Genomic DNA, 14,023 nt, shown 5'->3' with positions numbered 1-14,023 from the left:
GTCGTCAGGAATCGTGCGGTGCGCGCGATTTACAGACGGGCGGGTTCCGCGTCTATGATCACGAGCGACTCCCAGAGGACTCCGTATGCGCCGTCACATCATTCTCGCCGCCGTCAGCAGCCTGGCGCTCGTCGCCGCCCTCGCGGGGCCCGCCGCCGCCCAGGACCCGACGCCGCTGGCTCCGGGCGACCGGATCGAGGGTGAGATCACCGACTCCGACGCCGCGGGGCCTGACGACGCCTACCGCTATGACGCCTATGTGGTGTCCGCCGCGGCGGGGCAACGGTTCGAGGTCATCATGCGCTCGGAGGCGTTCGACGCCTATCTGCAGGTGCAGCGGCCGGGCGCGGAGCCGGACGAGGATCCCCTGGCCAGCGATGACGACGGTCTGGGCGAGGACACGGACTCGCGGCTTCGTTTCGCGGCCGAGACCGCCGGCGAGTATGTGATCCGGGCCCGTCCCCTGTCCGGTCGGAGCGGCGGCGCCTACACTCTCAGCCTGACCGAGCGCGCTCCGGCGGCGCCGGCGCCCGAACCCCGGGCCATCCGGCTCGGGCAGACCATCGAGGGCGAAATCGCGGGCGGCGATCCCGAAAGCGTCGAGGGCCCGCTCTACGACGCCTATGTCTTCACCGGACGCAGCGGCGACCGGATCGCGCTGGCGCTCGATTCCGAAGCCTTCGACGCCATGGTCCGGCTGGGGCGGATGGTCAACGGCGTCTTCGAGGAGCTGGCGTCTAACGACGACGGCCCGGATACCGGGCTGAACTCCCGGCTGGTGTTCACCCTGCCGGAGGCCGGCGAATACGTCATTCGCGCGATGCCGTTGGGAAACGATGACGAGGGCGCCTACAGCCTGACCCTCTCGGAGGGGCCGCCGCCGGTCCAGGCGCAGACCATCCGCATGGGCGACACGGTTCGCGGTGAACTGACCGAGCGCGACGGACGCAGCGAGAGCGGCAGCGGCTACGCCGACGCCTATCGTTTCACCGGACGCGAGGGACAGCGGATCCGGATCGACATGACCTCGAGCCGCTTCGACACCTATCTGGAGCTGTTCGACAACGAGCAGAACAGCCTGGCCAGCGATGACGACGGCGGCCCCGAGGGCACCAACTCGCGGCTGATCTTCACCCTGCCGAAAGACGGGGCCTATGTGATCGAGGCGCGGGCCTTCACGGAAGCGACCGGCGAGTATCGCCTCGTCCTCAGCGAGGTTGAACCCGATGCGCCGCCCCGGCCGCTGGCGTTCGGCGCGACGGTGCAGGGCGAGATCGCCGAGAACGACGCCCGCGACGCCGAGGACAGGGGCTATGACGCCTATGTCTTCGAGGGGGTCGAGGGCCAGCGGGTCCGGGCGATCATGCGATCGGGCGATTTCGACACCTATCTTCAGATCGGTCACGCGGAGGGCGAGTTCACGGCCCTGGCGCGCGATGATGACGGACTGGGCGAAGGGACGGACTCGCGTCTGAACTTCACCCTGCCGGACGACGGCCGCTATGTGCTGCGCGCCTCGCCGCTGGGCGCGGAAGGGAAGGGGCTCTATTCGCTGGAGCTGCAGGACCGCGGTCCGCAGCCGGTCGCCGGAAGCCTGCTGGTCGGGGTCACCGCCCGGGGCATCCTGACCGAGAGCGACGCCACGACCGACGACAACAGATTCTATGACGCCTACCGGGTGACGCTGAAGGAGGGCGAGAAGCTGGTCATCAAGATGGTGTCCAACGAGGTCGACAGCTTCGTGATCATCGGCCGCGCCGGTGAAGACAGCTTTGAGGCGCTCGGCTCGGATGACGACGGCCTTTCGGACACCCACTCCAAGCTGGAGTGGGAAGCGCCGGAGGACGGGGTCTACGAGATCCGCGCGGGGACCTACCAGCACGGCCAGACCGGGTCGTACGCCCTCATCGTCGACAGACAGCCCTGACGACGACCGGACGCCGCCCATGTCCGGAATCGTCGATCGCAAGGACCAGCATCTGGACGTGATCCTGTCCGGCAAGGCCCGGCACGCGGTCGGGACCGGGCTGGACGCGGTGCGCTTCGTGCACGAGGCCCTGCCGGACCTGGACTACGGCAAGATCGATCTGGGCACGGACTTCCTGGGGCGGCGGTTGAAGGCGCCGCTGCTGATCTCGGCCATGACCGGCGGACCGGCGCGCGCGGCGGCCATCAATGCCCGGCTGGCGGAGGCGGCCCAGTCGCTGGGCATCGCCCTCGCGGTCGGGTCGCAGCGGGCGGCGCTGGAGTCCGATGCGCCGACGCCGGGGCTGGATATGAGCCTGCGTCTGAAGGCGCCGGACACCCCGATCCTGGCCAATATCGGCGCGGCCCAGCTGACGCGGGGCGTGGGGTCGGACGAGGCCCGGCGCATCGTGGACATGATCGCCGCCGACGCCCTGATCGTGCATCTGAACCCACTTCAGGAAGCCTGCCAGACCGGCGGCGACCGGGACTGGTGGGGCGTGGGCGCGGCGCTGGAGGCGCTGGTGCGGGCGGCCGATTTCCCGGTGGTGGTCAAGGAGACCGGGGCCGGGATCTCTGCCGCGACGGCGAAGCGGCTGGCCGACATGGGGGTAGCGGCGCTGGATGTCTCCGGCGCGGGCGGCTCGAACTGGGCGCTGGTCGAGGGCGAACGCGCGGAGGCGTCGTCCGACAAGGCTCATGCGGCCGCCTTCGCCGACTGGGGCATGCCCACCGCCCGGGCCATCGCCGAGGTGCGGGCGGCCTGTCCCCGGACCCTGGTGATCGGCTCCGGCGGCATCCGTGACGGCGTGGATGCGGCGAGGGCCATCCGGCTGGGCGCCGACATGGTCGGTCAGGCGGCGGGGGTGCTGCAGGCCGCGACCGTCTCGACCGAGGCGGTGGTCGAGCATTTCCAGACCGTGATCCGGCAACTGCGGACCGTCTGCTTTTGCACCGGCTCGGCGAACCTGACGGCGCTGGCGCGGGCGCCGTTGCAGGGGTGAAAAGTGCACTCTGCAGAAAATGGAGTGCACTTTAGTGCACTTTTTCCCGTGAGGCGGGGGCAGGCACGGCGAATTCAACCGTGGCAGAGGACGTCAGGGCGCAAGGTCGGGACCGGGCGTGAGGCGCCGTGGCGAAATTTTTGTGTGGCGGAGACAGCGTGCGCTCAACCCGGAGGGAACTGCACGGACCGCGATGTCAAAGACCGGGGCGCAGTCTGACACGCCGATGCGTCAGGATTGGACGTAGGGCGACCGGAGCGCTTGATCCGGCAGAGAGGAAGGCCGAGATCAGCTGTCGTCCGACGATGTGATCACCGGCCTGACAGGCTCCCCCGCGCCGGTGGCGCCGAAGGTCTCGGGATGGCTCATCAACCATTGCATGGAACAGTCGTAGGCTCGGTCACGGCCTGACGCCTTCGCCGAAAGCCAGGCTGAGCCCTCCGTGGTCCCACGGGTGATATGGGTCATGCCGCAGGCCCGCGCCGCCTTCTCGAAAGCCTGCAACCCTTCCGGCGTGCCCGACACTTTCAGTTCCGGGCCAGCCAGGCGAGTGGGCGCCTGACAGCCGGAAGCCATCAGGGCGGCGATGGCGAGATGAGCGAGCTGACGCATCACGCCGACGGCAGCAGGTCGGCCGCGAACACCCGGTACCGCCCGGCGCGCACCGTCTCGGTTGCGCGCTCGATGTCCGGGGCGAAGTATTTGTCCGAGGCGTAGGGCTCGGCGGCTTCGCGGACGATGGACCAGACCTGTTCGAGGTCGGGCGAGGACGTCAGGGGGCGGTGGAAGTCGAGGCCCTGCGCGGCGGCGAGCAGCTCAATGCCGACGACGGCGGCGGTGTTTCCGGCCATATCCAGCAGGCGGTGGGCGCCGTGGGTGGCCATGGAGACGTGGTCTTCCTGGTTGGCGCTGGTCGGCACGGTGTCGATGACGCAGGGGTGGGCGACCATGCGGTTCTCGGCCACCAGGGCGGCGGCGGTGACCTGGGCGATCATGAAGCCCGAGTTCAGGCCGCTTTCCTTGACCAGGAAGGCGGGCAGATCGCTCATCTTCGGATCGACCAGGATCGAGGTGCGGCGCTCGGAGATGTTTCCGATCTCGCACAGGGCCATGGCGATCTGGTCGGCGGCGTAGGCGACCGGTTCGGCGTGGAAATTGCCGCCCGAGATGACGTCGCCGTCCTCGATGAAGACCAGCGGATTGTCGGTCACGGCGTTGGCCTCGCGCTCCAGCATGGCGGCGGCGTTGCGCAGGACGTCGAGCGTGGCGCCCATGACCTGGGGCTGGCAGCGCAGGGAGTAGGGGTCCTGCACCTTGGCGCAGTCATGGCGGTGGCTGTCGCGGATGGCCGATCCGGCCATGAGGGCGCGCAGGCGGGCGGCGACGTCGATCTGGCCGGGTTGGCCGCGCAGGGCGTGGATGCGGTGGTCGAACGGGGCGTCCGAACCCTTGAGCGCATCGACCGACAGGGCGCCGGCGGCGATGCCCGCGGCGAAACAGGCCTCGGCCGCGAACAGGCCCGCGAGCGCCAGCGCGGTCGAGCACTGCGTGCCGTTCAGCAGGGCCAGGCCCTCCTTGGGACCGAGCACGACGGGCTTCAGGCCGACGCGGGCGAGGGCGGCCTCGGCGGACAGGACCTCGCCGTTCTGACGCGCCTCGCCGACGCCGATCAGGACGCAGGACATGTGGGCCAGCGGGGCCAGGTCGCCGGAGGCGCCGACCGAGCCCTTGGACGGGATGGACGGCAGGATGTCGGCGTTCACCAGCGCGATCAGGGCCTCCAGCGTGCCGCGACGGACGCCCGAAGCGCCCTTGGACAGGCTGGCGATCTTGAGCACCAGCAGCAGGCGGGTGACCGCGTCGGAGAGCAGGGGGCCGACGCCGCAGGCGTGGCTGAGGACGAGGTTCTTCTGAAGGGTTTCAAGGTCTTCCGGCGCAATGCTGGTGTTGGCCAGCAGGCCGAAGCCGGTGTTGATGCCGTAGACGGTGCGGCCCTCGGCGAGGATGGCGGCGACGGTCGCCGCGCCCTTCTCGACATTGGCCCAGGCGGCGTCGGTCAGGCTGACCGTGACGGGGCCTTCGAGGACGGCGCGAAGCTGCGGCAGGGTGAGCGGGGATTGGCCGATGGTGAGGTGGGTCATCTCTATCCTTCTCCCTTCCCCTCGATGGGGAAGGGCCGGGGATGGGGTGGTGGCAGTCTGTTGAAGGTTCGGGCGCGTGAGGCGACGGAGCCTTTTGCGGGAAGCGGGAAAGAGTGTGCGACCACCCCCACCCAACCCTCCCCCATCGAGGGGGAGGGCTTATCGGAGTGACGGCAGATTGAGCCCGTGTTCCTTCGCGGCCTGTTTGGCGATGTCATAGCCCGCGTCGGCGTGGCGCATGACGCCGGTGGCGGGGTCGTTCCAGAGGACGCGTTCGAGGCGGGCGGCGGCTTCGGGCGTGCCGTCGGCGACGATGACGACGCCGGAGTGCTGGCTGTAGCCCATGCCGACCCCGCCGCCATGGTGCAGGGAGACCCAGCTGGCGCCCGAGGCGGTGTTGAGCAGGGCGTTGAGCAGGGGCCAGTCGGAGACGGCGTCCGAACCGTCCTGCATGGCCTCGGTTTCGCGGTTGGGGCTGGCGACGGAGCCGGAGTCGAGGTGGTCGCGGCCGATGACGATCGGGCCGCTGAGCTCGCCCGAGGCGACCATCTCGTTGAACATCAGGCCGGCGCGGTGGCGATCGCCCAGACCGATCCAGCAGATGCGGGCGGGCAGGCCCTGGAAGGCGATGCGCTCGCCCGCCATGTCGAGCCAGCGGTGAAGGCCCGCGTTGTCCGGGAACAGCGTCTTCATCGCCGCGTCGGTCTTGCGGATGTCCTCCGGATCGCCGGTCAGGGCGGCCCAGCGGAAGGGGCCGACGCCGCGGCAGAAGAGGGGGCGGATGTAGGCCGGGACGAAGCCCGGGAAGTCGAAGGCGTTCGACACGCCCGCGTCGAAGGCGACCTGACGGATGTTGTTGCCGTAGTCGGTGACCGGGATGCCTATGGCCTCGAAATCGAGCATGGCCTGAACGTGGACGGCGCAGGATTTACGGGCGGCGGCCTCGACGGCGGCGGGGTCGGAGGCGCGCTTGTCCTCCCACTCGGCGACGGTCCAACCCATGGGCAGGTAGCCGTTGACGAGGTCGTGGGCGCTGGTCTGATCGGTGACCAGATCGGGGCGAACGCCGCGTTTGACCAGTTCAGGCAGAACTTCAGCCGCATTGCCCAACAGGCCGACAGAAATAGGCTTTTTGTCGATCTTCGATTGTTCGATCAGGGCCAGGGCCTCGTCCAGGGTCTCGGCCATGACGTCGAGGTAGCGGGTGCGCAGACGCATCTCGATCCGGCTGCGCTGGCATTCGATGGCGAGGCAGGAAGCGCCCGCCATGGTCGCCGCCAGCGTCTGGGCGCCGCCCATGCCGCCGAGGCCGGCGGTCAGGATCCACTTGCCCGACCAGTCGCCGTCGTAGTGCTGGCGTCCGGCCTCCATGAAGGTCTCGTAGGTGCCCTGAACGATGCCCTGGGTGCCGATGTAGATCCAAGAGCCGGCGGTCATCTGGCCGTACATGGCCAGCCCCTTCTTATCCAACTCGTTGAAGTGGTCCCAGGTCGCCCATTTGGGGACGAGGTTGGAGTTGGCGATCAGGACGCGGGGGGCGTCGGCGTGGGTGCGGAAGACGCCGACCGGCTTGCCCGACTGGACCAGCAGGGTCTGGTCGGCCTCCAGCGCGCGGAGCTGATCGACGATGGTGTCGAAGGCCTGCCAGTTGCGGGCCGCCTTGCCGATGCCGCCGTAGACGACGAGGTCTTCCGGACGCTCGGCGACCTCGGGATCGAGGTTGTTCATCATCATGCGCAGGGCGGCCTCGGCGGCCCAGGTTTTCGCGGTCATCTCGGTCCCGCGCGGGGCGCGGACGATGCGGGCGTTGGAGGTCATTTTCAGGCTCGCTGGCTGATCGCGAAGTCGCGGGCGGCGGTGAGGACGTCGCGCAGGGTGCGCGTGATGGGCGCGGCGCGGGCCGCGTCGAAGGGGGTAGGCCAGGTCGAGGCGGTCATCTCGGCGGGCTCGTCGACATAGCCGCGGCAGGCCAGCTCCATCTGGATGGCATGGGTCCCCTTGGCGGGCTGGCCGTAGTGGCGGGTGGTCCAGCCGCCCTTGAAGCGGCCGTTGACGACGTGGGTGTCGCCCGAGGCGATGCAGGCGGCCTCGACGGCGGCGGTCAGGGCCGGATCGCAGGTGACGCCGCCGTTATCGCCGATGTTGAACTGCGGGAGCTGGCCGTCGAACAGGCGCGGGACGTGCGAGCGGATGGAGTGGGCGTCGTAGAGGACGACCGGGCCGTTGGCCGACAGGCGCTCGATCTGGGCCATCAGGGCGGCGTGGTAGGGATCGAAGAACTCGGTGCGGCGGGCCTCGATCTCGACCGCGTCCGGTTCGAGCCCCGGCTTGTACAGGGGCTCGCCGTCGAAGGTCTCGGTGGGGCACAGGCCCGTGGTGGTCATGCCCGGATAGAGGGACTGGCCCGAGGGGTCGCGGTTCACGTCGATGACGCTGCGCGAGATGGCCGTGCGCACCGTGGTGGCGCCCAGTTCGGTGGCGAAGGCGTAGAGGCGGTCGATCCACCAGTCGGCGTCCTTGCGGGCGCGCCACGGGTCGACCATGCGGGCCTCGATGGCCGCCGGAATGTCCGTGCCGGTATGGGGAAAGGCGACGATCAGGGGCGCATCGCCGGGCGTCACCGTCAGCCAGTCGCTCATGCCTTGCTCCGTCTTGTCAGGGTCCTGATTATGTATAGACATATTCGGGTCGATGGAGAGTTGTCCAGTGCCGGAAGCCGCCGCCCACAGCCTGTTCTTCCGCCGCGCCCTGCTGCCGCAGGGCTGGGCCGGGAATGTGAGGATCACCGTCGCGGACGGGGCGATCTCGGCGGTCGAGACGGAGGCGGTCCAGGCGCCGGGCGAGGCCGATCTGGGCGTGGTCCTGCCGGGGCTGTCGAACGTGCACAGCCACGCCTTCCAGCGGGCCATGGCCGGGCTGACGGAGGAGCGCGGACCCAATCAGGGCGACGACTTCTGGTCCTGGCGGGCGCTGATGTACCGCTTCCTCGACCGGGGCGGGCCGGAGGAGATCGAGGCGATCACGGCCCTGGCCTTCGCCGAAATGCTGGAGGGCGGCTTCACCCGGGTGGGGGAGTTCCACTATCTGCATAATGACCCGGACGGCCGGGCCTATGCCGACCGGGGCGAGCTGGCGGGACGGATCGCGGCGGCGGCGGAGGCGACCGGGATCGCCCTGACCCTGCTGCCGGTTTTCTACGCCCATGCGGGTTTCGGCGGGACAGCGCCTGCGCACGGACAGCGGCGCTTTATCAATGACATCGACAGCTTTGCGAAGCTGATGGATGAAAGCCGGAAGATCGCCTCGACCTTGCCGGACGCGGTCGTGGGCGTGGCCCCGCACAGCCTGCGGGCGGTGACGCCGGAGGAGATCGCGGCGGTGGTCCCGATGGCCGGCGACGGACCCGTGCATATCCATGCGGCGGAGCAGACCAAGGAGGTCGACGACTGCCTGGCCTGGTCGGGCGCGCGGCCGGTGCAGTGGCTGCTGGACAATGTCGGGCTGGACCGGCGCTGGTGCCTGATCCACGCGACCCATCTGACGGCGGACGAGACGACGCGGATGGCGAAGAGCGGCGCCGTGGCGGGGCTGTGCCCGGTGACGGAGGCCAATCTGGGGGACGGCGTCTTCCCGGCGGTCGACTTCCTGGCCCAGGGCGGAGCCTTCGGGGTCGGGACCGACTCGAACGTGCTGATCGACGCGGCGGGAGAGCTGAGGGCGCTGGAGTACAGCCAGCGGCTGACGCGGCGCGGACGGGCGGTGCTGGCGGACAGTGAAGCCTCGACCGGCGGGACCCTGTACCGGCGCGCACTGGCGGGCGGGGCGCAGGCGACGCAGGGGGCGACAGGCATTGCGGCCGGGCAGGCGGCGGACTTCGTCTCGCTGGAGACGGACGATCTGGCCTATGCGGGCCGGAGCGACGACGCCCTGCTGGACAGCCTGGTCTTCGCCGGACCGAAGCGGGCGATCCGCACCGTGTGGCGGCGGGGCCGGGTGGTGGTCGAGAACGGCCGCCATGTGGGCTGGGACGTCATCGAGGCCCGCTACCGCCGGGCGCTGGACGCCGTGCTCGGCGGATGAGCGCCCTGCATCGCCGGATCGGCGCGGACATCGAACGGCGCATCCTGTCGGGCGAATGGCCGCCGGGGGCGCGGGTGCCGACCGAGGCCGAGCTTCAGGCGGAATACGGCTGTGCCCGCATGACGGTGTCGAAGGCGCTGACCGACCTGTCGGCGCGCGGCCTGATCGTGAGGCGGCGGCGGGCCGGGTCGGTGGTGGCGCGGCCGCCGGTGCATTCGGCGGTGCTGGACATCCCGGACATCGCCGCCGAGATCGCGGCGCGGGGCATGGCCTACGGCTATGAACGGCTGGAGCGGTCCGTGCGGGCGGCGGCGGCGGAGGAACGGTGGCTGGGCGAGCGGGTGGTGGCGGTGGCCTGCCTGCATCGCGCGGACGGCGCGCCCTTCGCCCTGGAGCGCCGCCTGATCGGTCTGGCGGCGACGCCGGAGGCCGGGGAGGAAAGCTTCGAGACGGTGTCGCCGGGCGGCTGGCTGCTGAAGCGGGCGCCGTGGACCGAGGCGGAGCACCGGATCGCGGCGGTGGCGGCGGACCGGGAGACGGCCCTGCGGCTGGACCTTGAGCCCGGCGAGGCCTGTCTGAAGCTGGAACGCCGGACCTGGGCGGACGGCCGGGGCGTGACCTGGGCGTGGCAGACCTTCCCGGGGCAGGCCTATGATCTGGTCGCCCGCTTCTCTCCCGCGCGCCCGGAGGCCCGATGAGCACGACACTGCTGACCGACTGCCATGTGGCGACGATGCGCGAGGGCGGCGCGACCTATGGCGCGATCGAGGACGCCGCCATCCTGATCCGCGGCGGGAAGATCGCGTGGGTCGGGCCGCGGGCGGAGGCGCCGGCGGCGGATGGGGTGGAAGGGCTTGATGGGCGCTGGGTCACGCCGGGGCTGATCGACTGCCATACCCATCTGGTGTTCGGCGGCGACCGGTCGGGCGAGTTCGAGCAGCGTCTGGGTGGTGCGACCTATGAGGAGATCGCGCGCGCTGGAGGCGGCATCGTCTCCTCGGTGAAGGCCACCCGGGCGGCGTCGGAGGACGAGCTCTATGCGAGCGCCCTCTCACGACTGGAGGGGCTGAAGGCCACGGGCGTCACCACGGTGGAGATCAAGTCCGGCTACGGCCTGGATCGCGACAGCGAACTGGCCATGCTGCGCGTGGCGCGGCGGATCGGGCGCGAGGCGGGGGTGAGGGTGCGCACCAGCTATCTGGGCCTGCATGCCGTGCCGCCCGAGCTGAAGGCGGATCGCGGCGCCTATGTCGATCTGGCCATCGACGACATCCTGCCGGCGGCCCATGCCGAGGGGCTGGTCGACATGGTCGACGCCTATTGCGAACCCATCGCCTTCACGACGGAGGAGGTGAGCCGCCTGTTCGAAAAGGCGAAGGCGCTGGGCCTGCCGGTCAAGCTGCACGCGGATCAGCTGTCGGACGGCGGCGGGGCGGCGCTGGCGGCGAAATACAACGCCCTGTCGGCGGACCATGTGGAGCACACGACCGGGCCGGGCGTGAAGGCCATGGCCGAGGCGGGGGTGGTGGCGGTGCTGCTGCCGGGCGCCTTCCTGATGCTGCGCGAGACGACCCTGCCGCCGGTGGCGCTGTTCCGGGAGCATGGGGTGAAGATGGCGGTGGCGACGGACTGTAATCCGGGCACCTCGCCGGTGGCGTCGATGACGGCGGCGCTGAACCTGGCCTGCGTGCAGTTCCGCCTGACGCCGGAGGAGGCGCTGGCCGGGGCGACGCGGGTGGCGGCGAAGGCGCTGGGCCTGACCGACGTCGGGACCCTCGCGCCGGGCAAGGCGGCGGACCTCGCGGTGTGGGACATCACCCGCCCGGCCGAGCTTTGCTACTGGTTGGGCAAGCCCCTGCTGTCTGCGCGATATGTGTCAGGTGAGCGCGCATAGGTGGTTTGTTAACGCGAATCCGCGCACAGTTTCCCGTATGAAGCGGGATCTGGTCGAATTCGGGCTGGTAGTCGCCCTGATTGCGACGACGATCCTGTTCGGCCTGGCGACAAGCCTGCAGGTGGCCGGGGTCTTCTCCTGAAGCCTGATCGGCCCCGGATTTCGCGCTAGAGCTTCCACTCTGTGATGGCGTTCAGGTCGGGGCGGGGACGCTCCAGCGGACCTTCGGCCAGCGTGCCGATGTGGATGAAGCCCGCCACAAGCTCACCCTCGCGAACGCCCAGCAGGGCCGTGGCGTCGGCGTCATAGCTGTACCAGTCCGTGATCCAGCTGGCCGAATAGCCCAGGGCGTTGGCGGCGTGCTCAAGATTCATGCAGACGGCGCCCGCCGACAGATGCTGCTCCCGGACCGGCACCTTCGGGCTGTCGACCGGGGAGGCGATGACGAGAATGGTCAGGGGCGGTGCGGTCAGCTTCGAGAGCACCTTGCGGGCCTTGTCGGCGCCGGGCTGCCTGTCCGCGAGCGGCAGAAGCTGCGTGGCGATGTCTGCCCGCGCCTGCGGTCCCAGCACGACGAAGCGCCAGGGGAACAGCTTGCCGTGATCCGGGGTGCGCGCGCCCAGCAGCAGGATGCGTTCCACCTCCTCCCGCGACGGCCCGGGGCCGGTCAGGCTCTGGGCCGGGGCCGAGCGCCGACGGGCCAGGCGGTCCTGAAACTCGATGGAAGCGACGGGGAGGGGCAGGGCGGCGCCCAGATCGGTATCGGTCATGTGGTGTAGCTAGTCGTCCGCGCGCCGGGGCGCCATACCCGGAGCATGACCGACTCCCGTGACGCCTTCGACAAGGACCGCCCGACCCCGCTGTGGGACGATGGAAGCGACCGCCCGCCGCCGTGGACGGACGCGGGACACAGCGTCTTCTTCGAGAGCCCGTGGATGAAGCTGACCCGGCACGACGCGACGGCGCCGACCGGGCACAAGGCCGACTACATGGTCATGCGGCCGCAGAACATGTCGGTGGGCGTGCTGCCGCTGCACGCGGACGGGACCGTGACGCTGGTGGGCCAGCAGCGGTTCGCCCTGATGAACTGGTCGTGGGAGATGCCGGAGGGCGGCGCGCCCTATGACGAGGACCCGCTTGAAGGGGCGAAGCGCGAACTGGCCGAGGAGGCCGGGCTGGCGGCGGCGCAGTGGCGGCTGGCCTATCGCGCCGAGATGTCGAACTCGATCACCGACGAGCGGGCCATGGCATGGCTGGCGTGGGATTTCACGGAGGTTCCTGTCGCGCCGGACGAGACCGAAATCATCCGCGTCATCCGCGTGCCGTTCGGCGATCTGCTGCGTGAGATCGGGCGCGGCTCGATCCGGGACATGTTTACCCTCGCGACAGTGCTGCGGGCTTACCATATGGCGCGGGAGGGCGAACTGCCGCCCGAACTGGCGGAGGCCATGCTGGCCAGCGTATGATCGCCGTCTGATGGAGCCCGTGATGCCGAAGCTCGAAGTGGTCGCCGCTGAACCGGACGCCTGGACCCTGCTGCGCAAGGCCGCGGAAGAGGCGGCGCGCGAGGAACCGCATCTGGCGTCGCAGATGAATGCCGTGATCCTGTCTCACGGCGACATGGCCTCGGCCCTGAGCTTCCAGATCGCGCGCAAGATGGGCGATGCGGAACTGGGCGCCATGTCGATCCGCGAGGTCTGCCGCGACGCTTTCGAGGCCGATCCGGCCATGGTGAGGGCCGCCGAGGCCGATCTTCAGGCTGTGTCGGAGCGTGATCCGGCCATCCGCTCGCTGCTGCAGCCCTTCCTGTATTTCAAAGGCTTCCAGGCCCTGCAGGCGCACCGGGTGGCGCACTGGCTGTGGACGCAGGGGCGCGACACCCTGGCCTTCCATCTGCAGAGCCGGATGTCCGAGCTGTTCCAGATCGACATCCATCCGGCGGCGAAGATGGGCGCGGGCCTGTTTCTGGACCACGGCACCGGCATCGTCATCGGCGAGACGGCGGTGGTGGGCGACGAGGTCTCCATGCTGCACGGGGTGACTCTGGGCGGCACCGGCGCCGAGCGCGGCGATCGCCACCCGAAGATCGGCAAGGGCGTCCTGCTGGGCGCCGGGGCCAAGGTTCTGGGCAACATCACCGTCGGCGACTACGCCAAGGTGGCCTCGGGCTCGGTGGTGCTGAAGCCGGTCCCGGCGGGCTGCACCGTGGCGGGCGTGCCGGCGCGGCTGGTCAACTGCCCGACCGGCGCGACCCCGGCCCGGACGATGGACCATACCCTGGCCGATGTGGTGTATGATTTCGTGATCTGAGGCGGCGTCACCCCTCCACCATGCTTCGCCTTTGGCTCGCATGGTCCCCCTCCCCAGCTTCGCTGGAGAGGTAAGGGATGCGGTTCACCTCTCCACGCAGTGGGGAGGTGGCTCGACGGCGAAGCCGGAGAGACGGAGGGGTTAGGCCTTCCCCTGCCGGTTGGGTTTCTCTAGGGTCCCGCGAAATTCCAAGACTCTGAGGACACCCCCATGAACGCCGCCGACATGAAGCGCGTCGAGACGCACCTGAAGCGCACCTTCAACACCGGCGGCATCATCGTGAAGCCGCGCGGCAAGCCGGCCGACTCGGCCGAGGTCTATGTCGGCGACGAGTTCATCGGCGTGGTCTTCGAGGACGAGGACGAAGCGGGCAGCTTCATGTTCGAAATGGCCATCCTGGCGGAAGACCTGCCGGAATAAGCCGCCGGACAGCGGACACGAAAAAGGCCCCGGAGATCGCTCTCCGGGGCCTTCTTCATTTCAGCGCGATCAGTTTTTGCCGAAGATCGCGTCCATCAGCTTGCCGAAGAAGCCCTTCTCGGCCGGCTTGGGCGCCGGAGCAGCCGCCGGAGCGGCGGCGGCCGGAGCCGGGGTCGGCGCAGGAGCCGGGGCGGCGGCGACCGGAGCCG

13 protein-coding genes are annotated in these 14,023 nt (G+C 69.8%); 8 read left to right on the top strand and 5 right to left on the bottom strand.

The features are described 5' to 3' along the window. Positions 1–85: 85 nt before the first annotated feature. Positions 86–1,927 (top strand): PPC domain-containing protein, encoded by a 1,842-nt coding sequence (locus ACLQ7T_RS13165; protein WP_420479835.1) that lies wholly within the window; start codon positions 86–88, stop codon positions 1,925–1,927. 19 nt (positions 1,928–1,946) lie between these two features. Further along, a complete protein-coding gene (gene fni, locus ACLQ7T_RS13160) occupies positions 1,947–2,969 on the top strand; it encodes a type 2 isopentenyl-diphosphate Delta-isomerase (RefSeq protein WP_420479834.1) in 1,023 nt (340 codons plus the stop codon). 288 nt (positions 2,970–3,257) lie between these two features. Here the strand turns inward: fni and ACLQ7T_RS13155 are convergent, their stop codons facing one another. The 4 genes from ACLQ7T_RS13155 to hutG all read right to left on the bottom strand — a co-directional run bounded on the left by ACLQ7T_RS13155 (position 3,258) and on the right by hutG (position 7,749). Continuing rightward, the gene (locus tag ACLQ7T_RS13155; protein ID WP_420479833.1) at positions 3,258–3,581 is read right to left on the bottom strand and encodes a hypothetical protein; all 324 of its coding nucleotides are present in this window, start codon (positions 3,579–3,581) and stop codon (positions 3,258–3,260) included. Continuing rightward, on the bottom strand, positions 3,581–5,110 hold the full coding sequence (hutH, locus tag ACLQ7T_RS13150) for a histidine ammonia-lyase (protein ID WP_420479832.1): 1,530 nt from the start codon (positions 5,108–5,110) through the stop codon (positions 3,581–3,583). The genes ACLQ7T_RS13155 and hutH overlap by 1 nt, the downstream gene beginning before the upstream one ends. A gap of 159 nt (positions 5,111–5,269) precedes the next feature. Then, positions 5,270–6,928: a urocanate hydratase gene (gene hutU, locus ACLQ7T_RS13145; RefSeq protein WP_420479831.1), complete on the bottom strand. Its 1,659-nt coding sequence runs from the start codon at positions 6,926–6,928 to the stop codon at positions 5,270–5,272. Positions 6,929–6,930: 2 nt separating this feature from the next. Then, a complete protein-coding gene (gene hutG / locus ACLQ7T_RS13140) occupies positions 6,931–7,749 on the bottom strand; it encodes an N-formylglutamate deformylase (RefSeq protein WP_420479830.1) in 819 nt (272 codons plus the stop codon). A 67-nt stretch (positions 7,750–7,816) separates the two neighbouring features. On the opposite strand from hutG, the gene ACLQ7T_RS13135 reads away from it, so the two are divergent. Genes ACLQ7T_RS13135 through hutI form a run of 3 tightly spaced genes read left to right on the top strand, consistent with a single transcriptional unit; the run spans position 7,817 to position 11,084 of the window. After that, positions 7,817–9,190, top strand: a complete 1,374-nt coding sequence (locus ACLQ7T_RS13135; protein WP_420479829.1) for a formimidoylglutamate deiminase — start codon at positions 7,817–7,819, stop codon at positions 9,188–9,190. Continuing rightward, positions 9,187–9,888: a histidine utilization transcriptional repressor HutC gene (gene hutC, locus ACLQ7T_RS13130; RefSeq protein WP_420479828.1), complete on the top strand. Its 702-nt coding sequence runs from the start codon at positions 9,187–9,189 to the stop codon at positions 9,886–9,888. The genes ACLQ7T_RS13135 and hutC overlap by 4 nt, the downstream gene beginning before the upstream one ends. Further along, complete coding sequence (hutI, locus tag ACLQ7T_RS13125) at positions 9,885–11,084, top strand: imidazolonepropionase (RefSeq protein WP_420479827.1); 1,200 nt, start codon at positions 9,885–9,887, stop codon at positions 11,082–11,084. Before hutC ends, hutI begins: the two co-directional genes overlap by 4 nt. A 167-nt stretch (positions 11,085–11,251) precedes the next feature. Here hutI and ACLQ7T_RS13120 read toward each other — a convergent pair whose 3' ends face one another. Then, positions 11,252–11,854, bottom strand: coding sequence for a nitroreductase family protein (locus ACLQ7T_RS13120; protein WP_420479826.1), 603 nt, complete (start codon positions 11,852–11,854; stop codon positions 11,252–11,254). A gap of 45 nt (positions 11,855–11,899) precedes the next feature. On the opposite strand from ACLQ7T_RS13120, the gene ACLQ7T_RS13115 reads away from it, so the two are divergent. The 3 genes from ACLQ7T_RS13115 (at position 11,900) to ACLQ7T_RS13105 (ending at position 13,814) form a co-directional block, all read left to right on the top strand. Beyond that, positions 11,900–12,550, top strand: coding sequence for an NUDIX domain-containing protein (locus ACLQ7T_RS13115; RefSeq protein WP_420479825.1), 651 nt, complete (start codon positions 11,900–11,902; stop codon positions 12,548–12,550). 22 nt (positions 12,551–12,572) lie between these two features. Beyond that, on the top strand, positions 12,573–13,394 hold the full coding sequence (gene cysE / locus ACLQ7T_RS13110) for a serine O-acetyltransferase (RefSeq protein WP_420479824.1): 822 nt from the start codon (positions 12,573–12,575) through the stop codon (positions 13,392–13,394). A gap of 210 nt (positions 13,395–13,604) precedes the next feature. Further along, a complete protein-coding gene (locus ACLQ7T_RS13105) occupies positions 13,605–13,814 on the top strand; it encodes a DUF3126 family protein (RefSeq protein ID WP_092310331.1) in 210 nt (69 codons plus the stop codon). Positions 13,815–14,023: the final 209 nt, after the last annotated feature.

It is taken from the genome of Brevundimonas sediminis (assembly GCF_048799765.1).
Taxonomy (GTDB): Bacteria; Pseudomonadota; Alphaproteobacteria; order Caulobacterales; family Caulobacteraceae; genus Brevundimonas.
The sequence above is the reverse complement of the archived record's forward strand: the minus strand, read 5'-3'. Positions and strand labels throughout refer to the sequence as shown.

Coding starts and splice junctions, on each gene's coding strand:
- fni (WP_420479834.1), top strand. CDS start 1,947: ATGTCCGGAATCGTCGATCGCAAGGACCAGCATCTGGACGTGATCCTG.
- ACLQ7T_RS13120 (WP_420479826.1), bottom strand. CDS start 11,854: ATGACCGATACCGATCTGGGCGCCGCCCTGCCCCTCCCCGTCGCTTCC.
- hutU (WP_420479831.1), bottom strand. CDS start 6,928: ATGACCTCCAACGCCCGCATCGTCCGCGCCCCGCGCGGGACCGAGATG.
- cysE (WP_420479824.1), top strand. CDS start 12,573: ATGCCGAAGCTCGAAGTGGTCGCCGCTGAACCGGACGCCTGGACCCTG.
- hutG (WP_420479830.1), bottom strand. CDS start 7,749: ATGAGCGACTGGCTGACGGTGACGCCCGGCGATGCGCCCCTGATCGTC.
- ACLQ7T_RS13165 (WP_420479835.1), top strand. CDS start 86: ATGCGCCGTCACATCATTCTCGCCGCCGTCAGCAGCCTGGCGCTCGTC.
- hutI (WP_420479827.1), top strand. CDS start 9,885: ATGAGCACGACACTGCTGACCGACTGCCATGTGGCGACGATGCGCGAG.
- ACLQ7T_RS13155 (WP_420479833.1), bottom strand. CDS start 3,581: ATGCGTCAGCTCGCTCATCTCGCCATCGCCGCCCTGATGGCTTCCGGC.
- hutC (WP_420479828.1), top strand. CDS start 9,187: ATGAGCGCCCTGCATCGCCGGATCGGCGCGGACATCGAACGGCGCATC.
- ACLQ7T_RS13115 (WP_420479825.1), top strand. CDS start 11,900: ATGACCGACTCCCGTGACGCCTTCGACAAGGACCGCCCGACCCCGCTG.
- ACLQ7T_RS13105 (WP_092310331.1), top strand. CDS start 13,605: ATGAACGCCGCCGACATGAAGCGCGTCGAGACGCACCTGAAGCGCACC.
- hutH (WP_420479832.1), bottom strand. CDS start 5,110: ATGACCCACCTCACCATCGGCCAATCCCCGCTCACCCTGCCGCAGCTT.